The sequence below is a fragment of the Streptomyces sp. 8K308 genome, from assembly GCF_004348315.1.
Classification (GTDB): domain Bacteria; phylum Actinomycetota; class Actinomycetes; order Streptomycetales; family Streptomycetaceae; genus Streptomyces.
Map to the genome: position 1 here is coordinate 1 of NZ_SMKC01000125.1, position 17,258 is coordinate 17,258.

Consider the following 17,258-nt stretch of genomic DNA (forward strand, 5'->3'; position numbering starts at 1 on the left):
GCATCCGCCAACGCGTGGCGAGCCAGCACCGGCACCGCGGTCTGGCCGGGGTGGCGTGCCGCCCCGACGCGTGCTCTCCCGCCCACGGTTCGTCCCGTGTTACTCCGAACGCGTTCCAGCCGCGCCCTGCTCGGCGGTCGCGCCGCCAGGTGCCTGCTGGCACTGCCAGGTGCGGGTGGTTCGTCCATTCGGGGGATGGTGGCGGATATGCTGCCCGCAGGGAGGGCGGCGTCGGGCCTTCGGACCGCTCAGGCCGGCAGGCCGCGCCGCTCGGGACCGCGAAGATGACGACGACTGACATAGGTGGGGAGCGGATGCAACAGCCCGGTGGGATGCCCGTGCCACCCCCCGCCCCGCCGGACGGCGGGACGACCGGGTACGTCCAGCTGCCGCCCGGCGCCATGGTGCCGGCTCCGGCCCCCGTGGCGGGCGCCGCACCGCCGGACATCAGCCACGTGGGCGTCGCGGTGCTGCTGATCGGACCGGCCGGGGCCGGCAAGACGACAGTGGCCAGGTACTGGGCGGAGCGGCGTCCGGTGCCGACCGCGCACATCAGCCTGGACGACGTGCGGGAGTGGGTGCGCTCCGGCTTCGCCGACCCGCGCTCCGGCTGGGACGACCGCTCCGAGGCGCAGTACCGGCTGGCCCGGCGCACCTGCGGCTTCGCCGCGCGCAACTTCCTGGCCAACGGCATCTCCTGCATCCTGGACGACGCGGTCTTCCCCGACCGGCCGGCCGTGGGGCTCGGTGGCTGGAAGCGCCACGTGGGCCCGGGGCTCATCCCGATCGTGCTGCTGCCCGGCCTTGACATCGTGCTGGAGCGCAACGCGGCCCGCACGGGCACCCGCCGCCTCTCGGACGAGGAGGTGGCCACCATTCACGGCCGGATGGCCGGCTGGTACGGCTCGGGGCTGCCGATCATCGACAACTCGCGCCACGACGTCGCCACCACCGCCCACATGCTGGACGACGCGGTGGCCCGCAGCCTCAGCACGCCGCCGCAGTGGTGACTTCCGGCCAATCACCCGTAGGGGTGTTCGGGCTCACGCTCGTCCGGCCCCGCTGAGAAGGCCGGAATCCCCGGCGCTGCGTAGGCTCGGTCCATGTCCGAGGTTCACGCGGGCCGGCGCTCACGGCTCCGTGCCCACGCTTCGTCGGCGGGCGACGTGGCCGCCGTCGTCTCCCGGCCGTCCAACGTGCGCTATCTCGTGGGCCCGGCCCCGGCCGACGCCGTGCTGCTCGTCGGGCACGACGGCGGGGATGTGCTGTTCGGCCACTGGGACCCGGCCGAGGAGCCGGTGGGGCCCCGTCCGCACGACGAGGAGAGCCTGCGCGTCACCCCGCTCGACGGCGACGCCGATCCGGCGCTCGCCGCGGTCGTCGCGGCCGCGGAGGGGGGCGCGCGGGCGGTGGCCGTGGAGGAGCACCACCTGACGGTGGCCAGGCACCGGGCCCTGACCCGGGCCGCGCCGGGCGCCGTGTTCACCGACCTCGACTGTGCGGTGGAGCGGCAGCGGCTGGTCAAGGACGAGGACGAGATCGCGGCCCTGCGGGTGGCGGCCGAGATCACCGACCGGGCGCTCGGCGAACTCCTCGAGTCGATCCTGGTGGGCCGCACCGAGCGTCATCTGGCGCTCGAGCTCGAGCGCCGACTGGTGGACCACGGCGCGGACGGCCCGGCGTTCCCGACCTCCGTGGCCACCGGCAGCCACTCCGGCCTCGCCGGGCACCGGCCGACCGACCGCAGGGTGGAGGAGGGCGACTTCCTCACCGTTCGGCTCGGCGCCAGGTTCCGCGGCTACCGCTGCCAGATCGGCCGGACCTTCGTCATCGGCACCAGCCCGGCCGACTGGCAGATCGAGCTCTACGACGTGGTCTTCGCGGCCCAGCGGGCGGCCAGGGAGGCGCTGACGCCCGGCGCCGAGTACCGGGAGGTGGACCGCGCGGCGCGCGAGGTGCTCTCGGCGGCCGGGCACGGCAGGGCGCTCGGCCCGGTGACCGGGCACGGGGTGGGGCTCGAGATTGGGGAGGACCCTCGGCTGTCTCCCGCGGCCATGGGTAGACTTGGCCCCTGTGTGCCGGTCACCGTCGAGCCGGGGGTCCATCTACCGGGCCGGGGCGGTGTCCGGATCGACGACACGCTCGTCGTCCGCTCCCCGGCGGACGGCGGACCGGAGCTACTCACCATCACGACCAAGGAGCTCCTCGCCCTGTGACCCCGCGGGGGGCCGGTGAGCGGGGGGACCGCGGTCACCTTCACGCAGCAGTCCCTAGGAGATTCCGCGACCGTGGCCACCACGAACGACCTCAAGAACGGCATGGTGCTCAAGCTGGAAGGGGGCCAGCTGTGGTCCGTTGTCGAGTTCCAGCACGTCAAGCCCGGTAAGGGCGGCGCCTTCGTCCGCACCAAGCTGAAGAACGTGCTCTCCGGCAAGGTGGTCGACAAGACCTTCAACGCCGGCACCAAGGTCGAGACGGCCACCGTCGACCGGCGGGGAATGCAGTTCTCCTTCAAGGACGGCGCCGACTTCGTCTTCATGGACACCGAGACGTACGACCAGCTCTACGTCAACCCGGAGACCGTGGGCGACGCGGCGAACTACCTGCTCGAGGGGCAGGACTGCACCGTCGCGATCTACGAGGAGAACCCGCTCTTCATCGAGCTGCCGGCCGCCGTCGAGCTGGTGGTCGAGTACACCGAGCCGGGCGTCCAGGGAGACCGCTCCACCGGTGGCACCAAGCCCGCGCGTCTGGAGACCGGGTACGAGATCGGCGTCCCGCTGTTCATCACCACCGGTGAGAAGATCAAGGTCGACACCCGCTCCGGCGAATACCTTGGCCGGGTGAACAACTAACCGTGTCTGCCCGCAGCAAGGCTCGCAAGCGTGCCCTGCAGATCCTCTTCGAGGCCGACCAGCGGGGTGTGCCGCCGCTCGACGTGATGGCCAGCTGGGTCGAGATCGGCAAGACCGACGACCGGCAGCCGCCGGTCAGCGAGTACACCCGCGAACTGGTCGAGGGCTACGCGGCCCGCGCCGAGCGGATCGACGAGCTGATCGCCCAGTACTCGGTCGGCTGGACGCTGGACCGGATGCCGGGCGTCGACCGCAACATCCTGCGTCTCGCCGCCTTCGAGCTGATATGGCAGGACGGCACGCCCGACGCGGTGGTGCTCGACGAGGCCGTGCAGCTGGCCAGGGAGTTCTCCACGGACGACTCCCCGCCCTTCGTCAACGGCCTGCTCGGCCGCCTGAAGGATCTCAAGCCCTCCCTCCGCCGCTAGCGGGGGAGCGCGGGGCCCGGAACGGGCCGCGACGGCGGCGGGCCCGGCCGAATGGCCAGGCCCGCCGCCGTCTCAGCTCTCCTCCGCCTGCACCGCGCGGCGGGCGTCCGCGCCGAGCACGCCCCAGCTGATCAGCTGCTCGGTGAGGACCGAGGGCGACTGGTCGTAGATCACGGCCAGGGTGCGCAGGTCGTCCTGGCGGATCGAGAGCACCTTGCCGTTGTAGTCGCCGCGCTGGCTCTGGATGGTGGCCGTGTAGCGCTGGAGCGGGCCGGCCTTCTCACTCGGCACGTGCGCGAGGCGCTCCAGGTCGAGCACGAGCTTCGGCGGCGGCTCGGCGGCGCCACCGGGCGTCGAGCCGGGCAGCAGCTCCTGGACGGGGACCCCGTAGAAGTCCGCCAGCTCCGCGAGGCGCTGCACGGTCACGGCGCGGTCGCCCCGCTCGTACGAGCCGACCACGACCGCCTTCCAGCGGCCCTGCGACTTCTCCTCGACCCCATGGAGCGACAGACCCTGCTGGGTGCGGATGGCCCGGAGCTTGGCTCCGAGCTGTTTGGCGTATTCGCTGGACATGTGTCTCCCCGGGACGGCTTTCTGGTAACTCACTGTGAGGTTACGCAGCGTAATATCTCTCGTCAAGCCGAGGCGACAAGGTAGCCCCTGACCTGGGGCGATGCGGAGCGTGCCGAAGCTCCTGGTATTGTCGGCCCGGATCGACCGACGTCCTTTAACGCCCGTCCCGTGAGGCGGGGAAGGAGGTCCTCTTCATATGGACAACGAGAGCAACCCTGCTCCGGCCCGTTCCGTCCTGGAAGCGCCGGACATCGCGCGGGTGTTGACCCGCATCGCCCACGAGATCGTCGAGCGCGCAAAGGGCGCCGACGACGTGGTGCTGCTCGGCATCCCCACCCGGGGTGTCTTCCTGGCCCGCCGGCTCGCGGCCAATCTGCGCGAGATCACCGGGCACCCGCTCCCCGTGGGCTCGCTCGACATCACGATGTACCGGGACGACCTGCGGCTGCGCCCCGCGCGCGCCCTGGCCAGGACCGAGATCCCGGGCGACGGCGTCGACGGCCGCCTCGTCGTCCTCGTGGACGACGTGCTGTTCTCCGGCCGCACCATCAGGGCCGCGCTCGACGCCCTGGGTGACATCGGGCGGCCGCGCGCCGTGCAGCTCGCCGTCCTCGTCGACCGCGGCCACCGTGAGCTGCCGATCCGCGCCGACTACGTCGGCAAGAACATCCCGACCTCGCTGCGCGAGACCGTCCGCGTCCTGCTCCAGGAGGAGGACGGCCGCGACGGCGTGCTCCTCGGCGTGCGCGAGCACGCCCCAGCGGCCGAGCGCTAGCGCGCCAGCCAGCCAAGCCGAGCCCCACCCGGGCCCCGGCACGCCGGCGCGCCCGCACGCTTCCCCGAACCACACGGAAGGCACCTGATGAAGCGTCACCTCATCTCGGCCACCGACCTCTCCCACGACGACGCGCTCCTGGTGCTCGACACCGCCGAGGAGCTGGCCAGGGTCGCGGACCGGCCGATCAAGAAGCTGCCGACCCTGCGCGGCCGCACGGTGGTCAACCTCTTCTTCGAGGACTCCACCCGCACCCGGATCTCCTTCGAGGCGGCGGCCAAACGGCTCTCGGCCGACGTGATCAACTTCTCCGCCAAGGGCTCCTCGGTCTCCAAGGGCGAGTCGCTCAAGGACACCGCGCTCACCCTGGAGGCGATGGGCGCCGACGCCGTCGTCATCCGGCACCACGACTCCGGCGCCCCACACCGGCTCGCCACCTCCGGTTGGATCGGCGGCTGCGTCGTCAACGCGGGCGACGGCACCCACGAGCACCCGACCCAGGCGCTGCTCGACGCGTTCACCCTGCGCCGGCGCCTGGTCGGCGGCCGGGACCGCGGCCTGGGCGCTGACCTGGAGGGCCGCCGGATCACCATCGTCGGCGACATCCTGCACAGCCGGGTGGCCCGCTCAAACGTCCGGCTGCTCACCACGCTCGGCGCCGAGGTCACCGTCGTCGGCCCGCCCACCCTGCTGCCGGTCGGCGTGGAGCGCTGGCCCTGCGCCGTCGACTACGACCTGGACGCGGTGCTGCCCAAGTCCGACGCCGTGATGATGCTCCGGGTCCAGCGCGAGCGGATGAACGCCGCCTTCTTCCCCACCGAGCGTGAGTACGCCCGCCGCTACGGTCTTGACGGCGACCGGATGGGCCGCATGCCCGAGCACGCCGTCGTGATGCACCCCGGCCCCATGAACCGCGGCATGGAGATCACCGCCGAGGTCGCCGACTCGCCCCGCTGCACCGCCGTCGAGCAGGTGTCCGGGGGCGTCAGCGTCCGGATGGCCGTCCTGTACCTGCTGCTCGGCGGCTCCGAGCCCGCCGTCAGCGCCCGCACCACCGAGGAGAACACCCAGGCATGAGCGAGAACACCGCGCGCACCCTGATCCGCGCCGCGAGGGTACTCGGCGGCGCCCCCCAGGACGTGCTGATCGAGGGTGAGACCGTCGCCCGCGTCGGCGCCGGCCTCGACGCCGAGGGCGCGGAGGTCGTCGAGGCCGACGGGCTCGTCCTGCTGCCGGGCCTGGTCGACCTGCACACCCACCTGCGCGAGCCGGGCCGCGAGGACTCGGAGACCGTGCTCACCGGCACCAGGGCGGCGGCCGCCGGCGGCTTCACCGCCGTGCACGCCATGGCCAACACCTTCCCGGTCGCCGACACCGCTGGCGTGGTCGAGCAGGTCTGGCGCCTGGGCCGGGAGTCCGGCTACTGCGACGTGCAGCCGGTTGGCGCCGTCACCGTCGGCCTCGGCGGCCGGCAGCTCGCCGAGCTCGGCGCCATGCACGACTCGGCGGCCGGCGTCGTCGTCTTCTCCGACGACGGCAAGTGCGTGGACGACGCCGTGATCATGCGGCGCGCGCTGGAGTACGTGAAGGCGTTCGACGGCGTGATCGCCCAGCACGCCCAGGAGCCGAGGCTCACCGAGGGCGCCCAGATGAACGAGGGCGCCGTCTCGGCCGAGCTCGGCCTCGGCGGCTGGCCGGCGGTGGCCGAGGAGGCGATCATCGCCCGCGACGTGCTGCTCGCCGCGCACGTCGGCTCCCGGGTCCACATCTGCCACCTCTCGACGGCCGGCTCCGTCGAACTGGTGCGCTGGGCGAAGTCCAAGGGCTGGCAGGTCACCGCCGAGGTCACCCCGCACCACCTGCTGCTCACCGACGAACTGGTCCGCTCCTACGACCCGGTCTTCAAGGTCAACCCGCCGCTGCGCACCGAGGAGGACGTGCTCGCGCTGCGCGAGGCGCTGGCCGACGGCACCATCGACTGCGTGGCCACCGACCACGCGCCGCACCCGCACGAGGACAAGGACTGCGAGTGGGGCGCGGCCGCCATGGGCATGGTCGGCCTGGAGACCGCGCTGTCCGTGGTGCAGCACACGATGGTGGACACCGGTCTCCTCGACTGGGCCGGCGTCGCCGACCGCATGTCCTTCCGGCCGGCCACCATCGGCCGGCTCGCCGGCCACGGCCGCCCGGTGGCCGAGGGCGAGCCCGCCAACCTCACCCTCCTCGACCCCGCCTACCGTGGAGAGGTGGACCCCGCCGCGTTCGCCTCCCGCAGCCGCAACACCCCCTATCGGGGTCGCGAGCTGCCGGGCCGGGTGACGCACACCTTCCTGCGGGGCCGGGCAACGCTCATGGACGGGAAGCTGGTATGAACGCCGCGCTGCGCTACGCGCTCACCACCGAGGACGGCGCGGAGACCGTCCGCAGGTCACAGGAAGTCACCGACTGGGGCGCCCGAGCCGCCTGGCTCGTCGGCCTGTTGCTGTTCGTCGCGCTGGTCTACTGGCTGATGCGCGAGGGCTGGAAGTGGCGCGCCACGCTCCAGGGCGACCTGCCCGAGCTGCCGGCGCCGCCCGCCGAGCCCGGGCCCGAGCGGCTGCGGATGACCGGCCGCTACCACGGCACCACGACCGCCGGGCAGTGGCTCGACCGGATCGCCGCCCACGGCCTCGGCGCCCGCAGCCGGGCCGAGCTGACCCTCACCGAGGAGGGCGTGACGGTGCTCAGGCCGGGCGCGGTCGACTTCCTCATCCCGGCCGACCGGATCCGCGGCGCGCGCCCCGAGAAGGGCATCGCCGGCAAGGTCCTCACCGAGGGCGGGCTGCTGGTGATCACCTGGGAGCACGGCGACCGGCTGCTCGACTCCGGCTTCCGCTCCGACAGGTCCGCCGAGCACGCCGCCTGGATCGAGGCCCTGGGCACCTACTCGCCGGCCGAGCCCGCCCCCGTTCAGCACGACCCGAAGCACGAGTCTCAGCACGAAGAGGAAGGCGTCCGATGACCGCCACCACCCGCACCGCCGCCCCGGCACCGGCCGTGCTCGTCCTCGAGGACGGCCGCACCTTCCGCGGACAGGCGTACGGAGCGCGGGGCGAGACCGTCGGCGAGGCCGTCTTCTCCACCGGCATGACCGGCTACCAGGAGACCCTGACCGACCCCTCGTACCACCGCCAGCTCGTGGTGATGACCGCCCCGCACATCGGCAACACCGGCGTCAACGACGAGGACCCGGAGTCCCGCCGCATCTGGGTCGCCGGCTACGTGGTCCGGGACCCGGCGCGCCGGTACTCCAACTGGCGGGCCAGGCGCTCGCTCGACGAGGAGCTCGCCGCCCAGGGCGTGGTCGGCATCAGCGGCGTCGACACCCGCGCTCTCACCCGCCACCTGCGGGAGCGCGGCGCGATGCGCGCCGGGATCTTCTCCGGCGAGGCCGTCGCCGACACCGCCACGCTGCTTGCCAGGGTGCGGTCCGCGCCGCAGATGTCGGGCGCCGACCTGTCGCCCGAGGTCGCCACCACCGAGCCCTACGTGGTGCCGGCCATCGGCGAGAAGCGGCTCACGGTGGCCGCGATCGACCTCGGTATCAAGGGCATGACCCCGCACCGGATGGCCGAGCGCGGGATCGAGGTGCACGTCCTGCCGGTCACGGCCACCCTCGACGAGATCTACGCCGTCGCCCCCGACGGGGTGTTCTTCTCCAACGGCCCTGGCGACCCGGCGACCGCCGACCACCCGGTCAAGTTGATGCGTGGCGTGTTGGAGCGCGGTACCCCGCTGTTCGGCATCTGCTTCGGCAACCAGATCCTCGGCCGCGCGCTCGGCTTCGGCACCTTCAAGCTCAAGTACGGCCACCGCGGCATCAACCAGCCGGTCAAGGACCTCACCACCGGCAAGGTCGAGGTGACCGCGCACAACCACGGCTTCGCCGTCGACGCACCGCTCGACGCCGTCACCGACACCCCCTACGGCCGGGTCGAGGTCTCCCACGTCTGCCTCAACGACGACGTCGTCGAGGGGCTGCGGCTGCTCGACCGGCCGGCCTTCAGCGTCCAGTACCACCCCGAAGCGGCGGCGGGTCCGCACGACGCCGCCTATCTGTTCGACCGCTTCGTCTCCCTGATGGAGGGCCAGCGTGCCTAAGCGCACCGATATCCAGTCCGTCCTGGTCATCGGCTCCGGCCCGATCGTCATCGGCCAGGCCGCCGAGTTCGACTACTCGGGCACCCAGGCCTGCCGTGTGCTCAAGGCCGAAGGCCTGCGCGTCATCCTGGTCAACTCCAACCCGGCCACGATCATGACCGACCCGGAGATCGCCGACGCCACCTACATCGAGCCGATCACCCCGGAGTTCGTCGAGCGGATCATCGCCAAGGAGCGCCCCGACGTCCTGCTGCCGACCCTCGGCGGCCAGACGGCGCTCAACACCGCGATCGCGCTGCACGAGTCCGGCGCCCTCGCCGCCCACGGCGTCGAGCTGATCGGCGCCAGCGTCGACGCCATCGCCAAGGGCGAGGACCGCGACAAGTTCAAGGCCGTCGTCGAGGCCGTCCGCGAGACCATCGGACACGGCGAGTCGGCGCGTTCGGTCATCTGCCACTCCATGGACGACGTGCTCGCCGGCGTCGAGGAGCTCGGCGGCTACCCGGTCGTCGTCCGGCCCTCCTTCACCATGGGCGGCGCCGGCTCGGGCTTCGCCCACGACGAGGAGGAGCTGCGCCGCATCGCCGGCCAGGGCCTGGCCCTCTCGCCCACCACCGAGGTGCTCCTCGAGGAGTCCATCCTCGGCTGGAAGGAGTACGAGCTCGAGCTGATGCGCGACCGCAACGACAACGTGGTGGTCGTCTGCTCCATCGAGAACCTCGACCCGATGGGCGTGCACACCGGGGACTCGATCACCGTGGCGCCCGCGATGACGCTGACCGACCGCGAGTACCAGATCCTGCGCGACATCGGCATCGCCGTGATCCGCGAGGTCGGCGTCGACACCGGCGGCTGCAACATCCAGTTCGCCGTCAACCCGGACGACGGCCGGGTGGTCGTCATCGAGATGAACCCCCGGGTCTCCCGCTCCTCCGCGCTCGCGTCCAAGGCCACCGGCTTCCCGATCGCGAAGATCGCCGCTCGGCTGGCCATCGGCTACACGCTGGACGAGATCCCCAACGACATCACGGAGGAGACGCCCGCTTCCTTCGAGCCCACCCTCGACTACGTGGTGGTCAAGGTCCCGCGGTTCGCGTTCGAGAAGTTCCCGGCCGCCGACCCGACCCTCACCACCACCATGAAGTCGGTCGGCGAGGCCATGGCCATCGGCCGCAACTTCACCGAGGCGCTGCAGAAGGCGCTGCGCTCCGTGGAGAAGAAGGGCTCCCAGTTCGACTTCGCCGGCGACCCCGGCGGTGCCGGCGACCTCGACGAGCTGCTGGCCCGCGCCGCCGTCCCTACCGACGGCCGGCTCTCCACCGTGATGGCCGCCATCCGCGCCGGCGCCACCCCCGAGCAGGTCTTCGAGTCCACCCACATCGACCCCTGGTTCGTCGACCAGCTCTTCCTCATCAAGGAGGTCGCCGACGAGCTGGCCGCCGCCGAGCAGCTCACCCCCGAGCTGCTGGCCGGCGCCAAGCGGCACGGCTTCTCCGACGCCCAGATCGCCGGCATCCGCGGCCTGCGCGAGGACGTGGTGCGCGAGGTGCGGCACGCGCTCGGCGTGCACCCGGTCTACAAGACCGTGGACACCTGCGCCGCCGAGTTCGCCGCCCGCACCCCGTACCTCTACTCCTCCTACGACGAGGAGACCGAGGTCGCCCCGCGCGAGCGGCCGGCCGTGATCATCCTGGGCTCGGGCCCCAACCGGATCGGCCAGGGCATCGAGTTCGACTACTCCTGCGTCCACGCCTGCTTCGCGCTGAGCGACGCCGGCTACGACACCGTGATGGTCAACTGCAACCCCGAGACCGTCTCCACCGACTACGACACCTCCGACCGGCTCTACTTCGAGCCGCTCACCCTGGAGGACGTGCTGGAGATCGTGCACGCCGAGAGCCAGGCGGGCCCGGTCGCCGGCGTCATCGTCCAGCTCGGCGGCCAGACCCCGCTCGGCCTGGCCCAGGCGCTCAAGGACAACGGGGTGCCCATCGTGGGCACCTCGCCCGAGGCCATCAACCTGGCCGAGGAGCGAGGCGCGTTCGGCCGGGTGCTCGCCGAGGCCGGGCTGCCCGCCCCCAAGTACGGGACCGCCTTCTCCTTCGACGAGGCCAAGGCCATCGCCGCCGGCATCGGCTACCCGGTGATGGTCCGCCCCAGCTACGTGCTCGGCGGCCGCGGCATGCGGATCGTCTACGACGAGGCCGCCCTCGCCGAGTACCTGGAGCAGCACGCCGGGCTGATCTCGGAGCACCCGGTGCTCGTCGACCGCTTCCTCGACGACGCCATCGAGATCGACGTGGACGCCCTCTACGACGGCACCGAGCTCTACCTCGGCGGCGTCATGGAGCACATCGAGGAGGCCGGCATCCACTCCGGCGACTCGGCCTGCGCGCTGCCGCCGATCACCCTGGGCGGCCACGACATCAAGCGGCTGCGCGCCTCCACCGAGGCCATCGCCGCCGGCGTCGGCGTCCGCGGCCTGATCAACATCCAGTTCGCGCTCGCCGGCGACATCCTCTACGTGCTCGAGGCCAACCCGCGCGCCTCCCGCACCGTCCCCTTCACCTCGAAGGCCACCGCCGTGCCGCTGGCCAAGGCGGCGGCCCGGATCTCGCTCGGCGCCACCATCGCCGAGCTGCGCGCCGAGGGGATGCTGCCGGCCCGCGGCGACGGGGGCACCCTCCCGCTGGACGCGCCGATCTCCGTCAAGGAGGCCGTGATGCCCTGGTCCCGCTTCCGGGACGTGCACGGGCGCGGCGTGGACATCGTGCTCGGCCCCGAGATGCGGTCCACCGGCGAGGTGATGGGCATCGACTCGGCCTTCGGCACCGCCTACGCCAAGTCGCAGGCCGGCGCCTACGGCGCGCTGCCCACCAAGGGCCGGGCGTTCGTCTCGGTCGCCAACCGCGACAAGCGGGCCATGATCTTCCCGGCCCGCGCCCTGGTGGAGCACGGCTTCGAGCTGCTGGCCACCTCGGGCACCGCCGAGGTGCTCAAGCGGAACGGCATCCACGCCACCGTGGTGCGCAAGCAGAACGAGGGCCAGGGGCCGAACGGCGAGCCCACCATCGTCCAGCTGATCCACGAGGGCCAGGTCGACCTCATCGTCAACACCCCCTACGGCACCGGCGGTCGGCTCGACGGCTACGACATCCGCACGGCGGCCGTCGCCCGCGGTATCCCCTGCCTGACGACCGTCCAGGCACTGGCCGCGGCCGTCCAGGGCATCGACGCGCTCACCAGGGGGGAGGTCGGCGTCCGCGCCCTCCAGGAGCACGCCAGCCAGCTGGTCGAGGCACGGAACCGGTGACCGGGGTGACCGCCTACGGCCTCCTGTTCAACGCCGTCCTCCGCCGGCTCGACCCCGAGCGCGCCCACGGCCTCGCCTTCGCGCTGATCCGCCTCGCGGCGCGGGTGCCAGGGCTGCGCACCGCCGTGCGCGCCGTCTACGCCCCGGCGTACCCCAGCCTGCGGGTGCGGGCCCTGGGCCGCGAGATGCCCGGGCCCTTCGGGCTCGCCGCCGGCTTCGACAAGAACGCGGTGGGCGTGGACGGCCTGGCGATGCTGGGCTTCGACCACGTTGAGATCGGCACCGTCACCGGCCGCCCGCAGCCCGGCAATCCGCCGCGCCGGCTCTTCCGGCTGCCGGCCGACCGGGCCCTGGTCAACCGGATGGGCTTCAACAACGAGGGCTCGGCCGCCGTCGCCGCCCGGCTCGCCGGGCGCGGCCGGCGGGCCCGGCCGGTCCTCGGCGTCAACATCGGCAAGACCAAGGCGGTCCCCGAATCGGAGGCCGTCGCCGACTACGTCACCTCGACCGAGCGGCTCGCCCGGCACGCCGACTACCTGGTGGTCAACGTCTCCTCGCCCAACACCCCCGGGCTGCGCGACCTCCAGGCCACCGAGCGGTTGCGTCCGCTGCTGACCGCCGTGCGCGAGGCGGCCGACCGCGCGGTGCAGGACCGGCGGGTCCCGCTGCTGGTCAAGATCGCTCCCGACCTCGCCGACGAGGACGTGGACGCCGTCGCCGACCTCGCGCTCGACCTCGGCCTCGACGGCATCATCGCCACCAACACCACCATCGCCAGGGACGGCCTCGCCACCCCGGCGGCCGAGGTCGCCGCGCTCGGCGCCGGCGGCCTCTCGGGCGCGCCGCTCAAGGAGCGCTCGCTCGCCGTGCTGCGGCGGCTGCACCGCCGCGTCGGCGGCCGGGTCACCCTGATCGGCGTCGGTGGCATCGAGACCGCCGAGGACGCCTGGGAGCGGGTGCTGGCCGGCGCGACCCTGGTCCAGGGCTACACCGGCTTCATCTACGCCGGCCCGGGCTGGGCCCGCGCCATCCACCGCGGGCTCGCCAGGCGCCTGTCCGCCAGCCCCTACCCGACGCTCGCCGACGCCGTCGGCGCAGGCGCCCGCGACGACGTGACGGAGGACAGGACATGAGCGCCCCCGAGCCCTTCGGCACCCGGCTGCGCCGGGCCATGGACGAGCGCGGCCCGCTGTGCGTGGGCATCGACCCGCACCCCTCGCTGCTCGCGGCCTGGGGGCTCGGCGACGACATCGCCGGCCTCGAGCGCTTCGCCGGCACGGTCGTCGACGCGCTCGCCGAGCGGGTCGCCGTGCTCAAGCCGCAGTCGGCCTTCTTCGAGCGCTTCGGCTCCCGGGGCGTCGCCGTGCTCGAGCGGACCGTCGCCGACGCGCGCTCCGCCGGCGCCCTGGTGCTGCTCGACGCCAAGCGTGGCGACATCGGCTCCACCATGGCCGCCTACGCCGCCACCTACCTGGCCGAGGGCGCCCCGCTCGCCGCCGACGCCGTCACCCTGAGCCCCTACCTGGGCTACGGCTCGCTGCGCCCGGCCCTCGACCTCGCCAGGGCGAACGGCATGGGCGTGTTCGTGCTGGCCCTCACCTCCAACCCGGAGGGCGCCGAGGTCCAGTCCGCGGTCACCGCGGCCGGCCCCACGGTCGCCCAGGGGATCCTCGACCGGCTGCGCGAGGAGAACGCGGCCGAGCTGGCCGCCGGCGCCCCGCTGGGCTCGTTCGGCGCCGTGGTCGGCGCCACCGTCGGCGAGACCGGTGCCGAACTGGCGATCGGCGGGCCGCTGTTGGCGCCCGGCGTGGGCGCCCAGGGCGCCACGGCCGCGGATCTGCCCCGGGTCTTCGGGGGCACGCTGGGCCAGGTGTTGCCCAGCGTCAGCCGCGGGGTGCTGAAGCACGGCCCGGAACCGGCGGCACTGCGTGCCGCGTCGGAGCGTGAGGCGGCGGATATCGCGCGGTTCGTCGACTCCGGAGTGTGACCGCGCGCATCGTTGCCGCAAACCGTGCAAGGATATGTCGGAAATGCGAGGGGGGATCTCTAGCTGACCTGGACTTTTTGCCGATTCTCGCTGACTAATCGCGGTGCCGGCCGCTAGTCTCCGTCGAGAGCGGAGCCTCGAGCGCGTTGCTCGTTGCTCCGCCGGTGTGGGGCCACTAGGTTCCTCACCATTCCGTATCCGACAGTTCGATACCCGAGGTGACGTAGGCGTGGCTCTTCCGCCCCTTACCCCTGAACAGCGCGCAGCCGCGCTTCAGAAGGCCGCCGCGGCTCGCCGGGAGCGCGCCGAGGTCAAGAATCGGCTCAAGCACTCCGGCGCCTCGCTGCACGAGGTCATCAAGCAGGGCCAGGAGAACGATGTCATCGGCAAGATGAAGGTCAGCGCACTGCTCGAGTCGATGCCGGGCGTCGGCAAGGTCCGCGCCCGCCAGATCATGGAGCGGCTCGGCATTTCCGAGAGCCGCCGGGTCCGTGGGCTCGGCTCCAACCAGATCGCCGCGCTCGAGCGCGAGTTCGGCGCCAAGAGCTGAGATTTTCCCGACCCTCCGGGAACCGGGATAATCGCCGCATGACCGATCGTCCGCGACTGACCGTGCTCTCCGGCCCCTCCGGGGTCGGCAAGAGCACGGTCGTCGCTCATTTGCGCAAAGCCCACCCGGAAGTGTGGCTGTCCGTGTCCGCCACCACGCGGAAGCCCCGCCCCGGTGAACGGCACGGCGTCCAGTACTACTTCGTGGACGACGAGGAGTTCGACAAGCTGGTCGCCAACGGCGAGCTGCTCGAGTGGGCGGAGTTCGCCGGCAACCGCTACGGGACCCCGCGTCGCGCCGTGCTGCATCGGCTCGAGGCGGGCGGCCCCGTGCTCCTCGAGATCGACCTGCAGGGCGCCCGCCAGATCCGGGAGAGCATGCCGGAGGCCCGGCTGGTGTTCCTCGCGCCGCCCAGCTGGGAGGAGTTGGTCCGCCGGCTCACCGGCCGCGGCACCGAGCCGCCCGAGGTCATCGAGCGGCGGCTCGACGCCGCGCGCACCGAGCTCGCCGCCGAGCCAGAGTTCGACGTCACCCTGGTCAACACCTCGGTCGAGGACGTCGTGAGCGAGCTGCTAGCCTTGATTCGTTAAGAGCCCTGACCTGTCAAGAGGGGGGCCTCCCCAGATTCCCAGCGGAAGGCAGAGCGTGTCCTCTCCCATCACCACGCCCGAGGGCATCATCAACCCGCCGATCGACGAGCTGCTCGAGGCGACCGACTCGAAGTACAGCCTGGTGATCTACGCCGCCAAGCGGGCGCGCCAGATCAACGCCTACTACTCGCAGCTCGGCGAGGGCCTGCTGGAGTACGTGGGGCCGCTGGTCGACACGCATGTGCACGAGAAGCCGCTGTCGATCGCGCTGCGCGAGATCAACGCGGGCCTGCTGACCTCCGAGGCCGTCGAGGGCGCCACGGACTAAGCCCTGTCCGGGTGATCTTCTTCGGGCCCGCGCCGCCAGCTACGGCACGTCGCCGCGTTACCCCGCGCCGCGCGGCGCCGATATGCCGCTCTCCGCGGCGTGGGGCATGTCGGGCGCTGCGCGCGCATACGGCCACGTATGAGCTGCGTTGCCGCCGATGTGCGGCTCCGCCGCGTGGGGGGCCTTGAGCGAGGCGGATGGGGGCACTCCCCCCGAGCACTCCGTGCAGGGGGCGCCCCCAGCCGGACGAAGTCTGGGGGAGCACCGCGTCTGACGCCGCGGGCTGATCCGACAAGATCGACAGGACAGGATTTAGGTCCCGGCGGAAGCGCTCGGTGTTCTTCGGGCCCGGCGGCCACGCGGCCGCCGGGCCCGACGTCTGTCAGAGCCGTGGTGCAGGATGGAGCCACGCGGCCAGGAAGAAGCAACACGAGGGGAGCGCCGTCGCCTTCGGCGGCGCGGGAAGGGGCGAGCGATGGGCCGGCCGGAGATCGTCCTCGGGGTGGGTGGCGGCATCGCCGCCTACAAGGTCCCCGAGCTGCTGCGGCTGTTCACCGAGTCCGGGCACTCGGTCACCGTGGTGCCCACCGCTTCGGCGCTGCGCTTCGTCGGCGCCCCCACCTGGGCGGCGCTCTCCGGCGCCCCGGTGGCCACCGAGGTCTGGGAGGACGTGCACGAGGTGCCGCACGTCAGGATCGGGCAGCGGGCCGACCTGGTGGTGATCGCCCCCGCCACCGCGGACGTGCTGGCCCGCGCCGCCGGCGGCCGCGCCGACGACCTGCTGACCAACGTGCTGCTCACCGCCCGCTGCCCCGTCGTCTTCGCGCCCGCCATGCACACCGAGATGTGGGAGCACCCCGCCACCCAGGAGAACGTGGCCACCCTGCGCCGCCGCGGCGCCCTGGTGATCGAGCCCGCCGTGGGCCGGCTCACCGGCGCCGACACCGGGAAGGGCCGACTGCCGGACCCGGCCGCGATCTTCGCCTACTGCCGCCGGGTGCTGGAGCGCGGCGCCGCCGCCGCGCCGGCCGCCGACCTGGCCGGCCGCCGGGTGGTGATCAGCGCCGGGGGCACCCGTGAGCCGCTCGACCCGGTCCGCTACCTGGGGAACCGCTCCTCGGGCAAGCAGGGCTACGCGCTGGCCCGGACCGCCGCCGCCCGGGGCGCGGCGGTCACCCTGGTCGCGGCCAACACCGCGCTGCCCGACCCAGCCGGCGTCACCGTGGTCCCGGTGTCCACCACGGAGGAGCTCCGGGAGGCGGTGGTCAAGGCCGCCGCCGAGGCGGACGCGGTGGTGATGGCCGCCGCCGTCGCCGACTTCCGGCCGGCCAGCCGCGCCCCCCAGAAGATCAAGAAGCGGGACGACCGGGAGCCGGAGCCCATCGCCCTGGTCCGCAACCCGGACATCCTCGCCGAGCTGGCCGCCGGCCGTCGGCCCGGGCAGCTGGTCGTCGGCTTCGCCGCCGAGACGGAGGACGTGCTGGCCAACGGCCGCGCCAAGCTGGTGCGCAAGGGCTGCGACGTCCTGGTGGTCAATCGGGTGGGCGAGGGCATCGCCTTCGGCGCCGAGGAGAACGAGGCGGTGATCCTGGAGGCCGGGGGAGCGGAGACGCCCGTGCCGCACGGCCCCAAGGAGGCGCTGGCCGACCGCGTCTGGGACGTGGTGGCGCGGCGCTGGGGGTAGGGGTGGGGCCCGACGAAGGCGTGCCCGGTTAGGGG

General features: G+C 72.8%; 17 protein-coding genes. 16 read left to right on the forward strand and 1 reads right to left on the reverse strand.

Features of this window, described 5'->3' with window-relative positions:
• Positions 1–332 precede the first annotated feature (332 nt).
• The 4 genes from E1265_RS18325 to nusB all read left to right on the forward strand — a co-directional run bounded on the left by E1265_RS18325 (position 333) and on the right by nusB (position 3,283).
• Positions 333–1,010, forward strand: coding sequence for an AAA family ATPase (locus E1265_RS18325; RefSeq protein WP_132931380.1), 678 nt, complete (start codon positions 333–335; stop codon positions 1,008–1,010).
• Positions 1,011–1,103: 93 nt separating this feature from the next.
• Positions 1,104–2,216: a M24 family metallopeptidase gene (locus E1265_RS18330; protein ID WP_132931381.1), complete on the forward strand. Its 1,113-nt coding sequence runs from the start codon at positions 1,104–1,106 to the stop codon at positions 2,214–2,216.
• A 72-nt stretch (positions 2,217–2,288) separates the two neighbouring features.
• The gene (efp, locus tag E1265_RS18335) at positions 2,289–2,855 is read left to right on the forward strand and encodes an elongation factor P (protein WP_132931382.1); all 567 of its coding nucleotides are present in this window, start codon (positions 2,289–2,291) and stop codon (positions 2,853–2,855) included.
• A 2-nt stretch (positions 2,856–2,857) separates the two neighbouring features.
• Positions 2,858–3,283: a transcription antitermination factor NusB gene (gene nusB / locus E1265_RS18340; protein ID WP_132931383.1), complete on the forward strand. Its 426-nt coding sequence runs from the start codon at positions 2,858–2,860 to the stop codon at positions 3,281–3,283.
• Positions 3,284–3,355: 72 nt separating this feature from the next.
• On the opposite strand, the gene bldD is transcribed toward nusB, so the two are convergent.
• Positions 3,356–3,856 carry a transcriptional regulator BldD gene (bldD, locus tag E1265_RS18345; protein ID WP_113685051.1) on the reverse strand — a complete coding sequence of 167 codons (501 nt, stop codon included), beginning with the start codon at positions 3,854–3,856 and terminating at the stop codon, positions 3,356–3,358.
• A gap of 196 nt (positions 3,857–4,052) precedes the next feature.
• On the opposite strand from bldD, the gene pyrR reads away from it, so the two are divergent.
• From pyrR to coaBC, 12 genes are all read left to right on the forward strand, one after another.
• A complete protein-coding gene (gene pyrR, locus E1265_RS18350; protein ID WP_132931384.1) occupies positions 4,053–4,631 on the forward strand; it encodes a bifunctional pyr operon transcriptional regulator/uracil phosphoribosyltransferase PyrR in 579 nt (192 codons plus the stop codon).
• A gap of 87 nt (positions 4,632–4,718) precedes the next feature.
• Positions 4,719–5,708 (forward strand): aspartate carbamoyltransferase catalytic subunit, encoded by a 990-nt coding sequence (locus tag E1265_RS18355; protein ID WP_132931385.1) that lies wholly within the window; start codon positions 4,719–4,721, stop codon positions 5,706–5,708.
• Positions 5,705–7,003 (forward strand): dihydroorotase, encoded by a 1,299-nt coding sequence (locus E1265_RS18360; protein WP_132931386.1) that lies wholly within the window; start codon positions 5,705–5,707, stop codon positions 7,001–7,003. Before E1265_RS18355 ends, E1265_RS18360 begins: the two co-directional genes overlap by 4 nt.
• Positions 7,000–7,632 carry a hypothetical protein gene (locus E1265_RS18365; protein ID WP_132931387.1) on the forward strand — a complete coding sequence of 211 codons (633 nt, stop codon included), beginning with the start codon at positions 7,000–7,002 and terminating at the stop codon, positions 7,630–7,632. The genes E1265_RS18360 and E1265_RS18365 overlap by 4 nt, the downstream gene beginning before the upstream one ends.
• The gene (carA, locus tag E1265_RS18370; protein ID WP_132931388.1) at positions 7,629–8,771 is read left to right on the forward strand and encodes a glutamine-hydrolyzing carbamoyl-phosphate synthase small subunit; all 1,143 of its coding nucleotides are present in this window, start codon (positions 7,629–7,631) and stop codon (positions 8,769–8,771) included. Before E1265_RS18365 ends, carA begins: the two co-directional genes overlap by 4 nt.
• Positions 8,764–12,084, forward strand: coding sequence for a carbamoyl-phosphate synthase large subunit (carB, locus tag E1265_RS18375; RefSeq protein WP_132931389.1), 3,321 nt, complete (start codon positions 8,764–8,766; stop codon positions 12,082–12,084). Before carA ends, carB begins: the two co-directional genes overlap by 8 nt.
• The gene (locus E1265_RS18380; protein ID WP_243740911.1) at positions 12,081–13,217 is read left to right on the forward strand and encodes a quinone-dependent dihydroorotate dehydrogenase; all 1,137 of its coding nucleotides are present in this window, start codon (positions 12,081–12,083) and stop codon (positions 13,215–13,217) included. The genes carB and E1265_RS18380 overlap by 4 nt, the downstream gene beginning before the upstream one ends.
• Positions 13,214–14,071: an orotidine-5'-phosphate decarboxylase gene (gene pyrF / locus E1265_RS18385; protein WP_132931390.1), complete on the forward strand. Its 858-nt coding sequence runs from the start codon at positions 13,214–13,216 to the stop codon at positions 14,069–14,071. The genes E1265_RS18380 and pyrF overlap by 4 nt, the downstream gene beginning before the upstream one ends.
• A 229-nt stretch (positions 14,072–14,300) precedes the next feature.
• Complete coding sequence (locus tag E1265_RS18390; RefSeq protein ID WP_132931391.1) at positions 14,301–14,621, forward strand: integration host factor; 321 nt, start codon at positions 14,301–14,303, stop codon at positions 14,619–14,621.
• A 38-nt stretch (positions 14,622–14,659) separates the two neighbouring features.
• Positions 14,660–15,211 (forward strand): guanylate kinase, encoded by a 552-nt coding sequence (gene gmk / locus E1265_RS18395; protein WP_132931392.1) that lies wholly within the window; start codon positions 14,660–14,662, stop codon positions 15,209–15,211.
• 55 nt (positions 15,212–15,266) lie between these two features.
• A complete protein-coding gene (gene rpoZ, locus E1265_RS18400) occupies positions 15,267–15,539 on the forward strand; it encodes a DNA-directed RNA polymerase subunit omega (protein WP_132931393.1) in 273 nt (90 codons plus the stop codon).
• A 475-nt stretch (positions 15,540–16,014) separates the two neighbouring features.
• On the forward strand, positions 16,015–17,223 hold the full coding sequence (coaBC, locus tag E1265_RS18405; RefSeq protein WP_132931394.1) for a bifunctional phosphopantothenoylcysteine decarboxylase/phosphopantothenate--cysteine ligase CoaBC: 1,209 nt from the start codon (positions 16,015–16,017) through the stop codon (positions 17,221–17,223).
• Positions 17,224–17,258: the final 35 nt, after the last annotated feature.

Bases quoted from the DNA above. Each gene is read 5' to 3' on its own strand.
- E1265_RS18325 (WP_132931380.1), top strand. From the start codon at position 333: ATGCCCGTGCCACCCCCCGCCCCGCCGGACGGCGGGACGACCGGGTAC.
- E1265_RS18330 (WP_132931381.1), top strand. From the start codon at position 1,104: ATGTCCGAGGTTCACGCGGGCCGGCGCTCACGGCTCCGTGCCCACGCT.
- bldD (WP_113685051.1), bottom strand. From the start codon at position 3,856: ATGTCCAGCGAATACGCCAAACAGCTCGGAGCCAAGCTCCGGGCCATC.
- pyrR (WP_132931384.1), top strand. From the start codon at position 4,053: ATGGACAACGAGAGCAACCCTGCTCCGGCCCGTTCCGTCCTGGAAGCG.
- E1265_RS18355 (WP_132931385.1), top strand. From the start codon at position 4,719: ATGAAGCGTCACCTCATCTCGGCCACCGACCTCTCCCACGACGACGCG.
- E1265_RS18360 (WP_132931386.1), top strand. From the start codon at position 5,705: ATGAGCGAGAACACCGCGCGCACCCTGATCCGCGCCGCGAGGGTACTC.
- E1265_RS18365 (WP_132931387.1), top strand. From the start codon at position 7,000: ATGAACGCCGCGCTGCGCTACGCGCTCACCACCGAGGACGGCGCGGAG.
- carA (WP_132931388.1), top strand. From the start codon at position 7,629: ATGACCGCCACCACCCGCACCGCCGCCCCGGCACCGGCCGTGCTCGTC.
- pyrF (WP_132931390.1), top strand. From the start codon at position 13,214: ATGAGCGCCCCCGAGCCCTTCGGCACCCGGCTGCGCCGGGCCATGGAC.
- gmk (WP_132931392.1), top strand. From the start codon at position 14,660: ATGACCGATCGTCCGCGACTGACCGTGCTCTCCGGCCCCTCCGGGGTC.
- coaBC (WP_132931394.1), top strand. From the start codon at position 16,015: ATGGGCCGGCCGGAGATCGTCCTCGGGGTGGGTGGCGGCATCGCCGCC.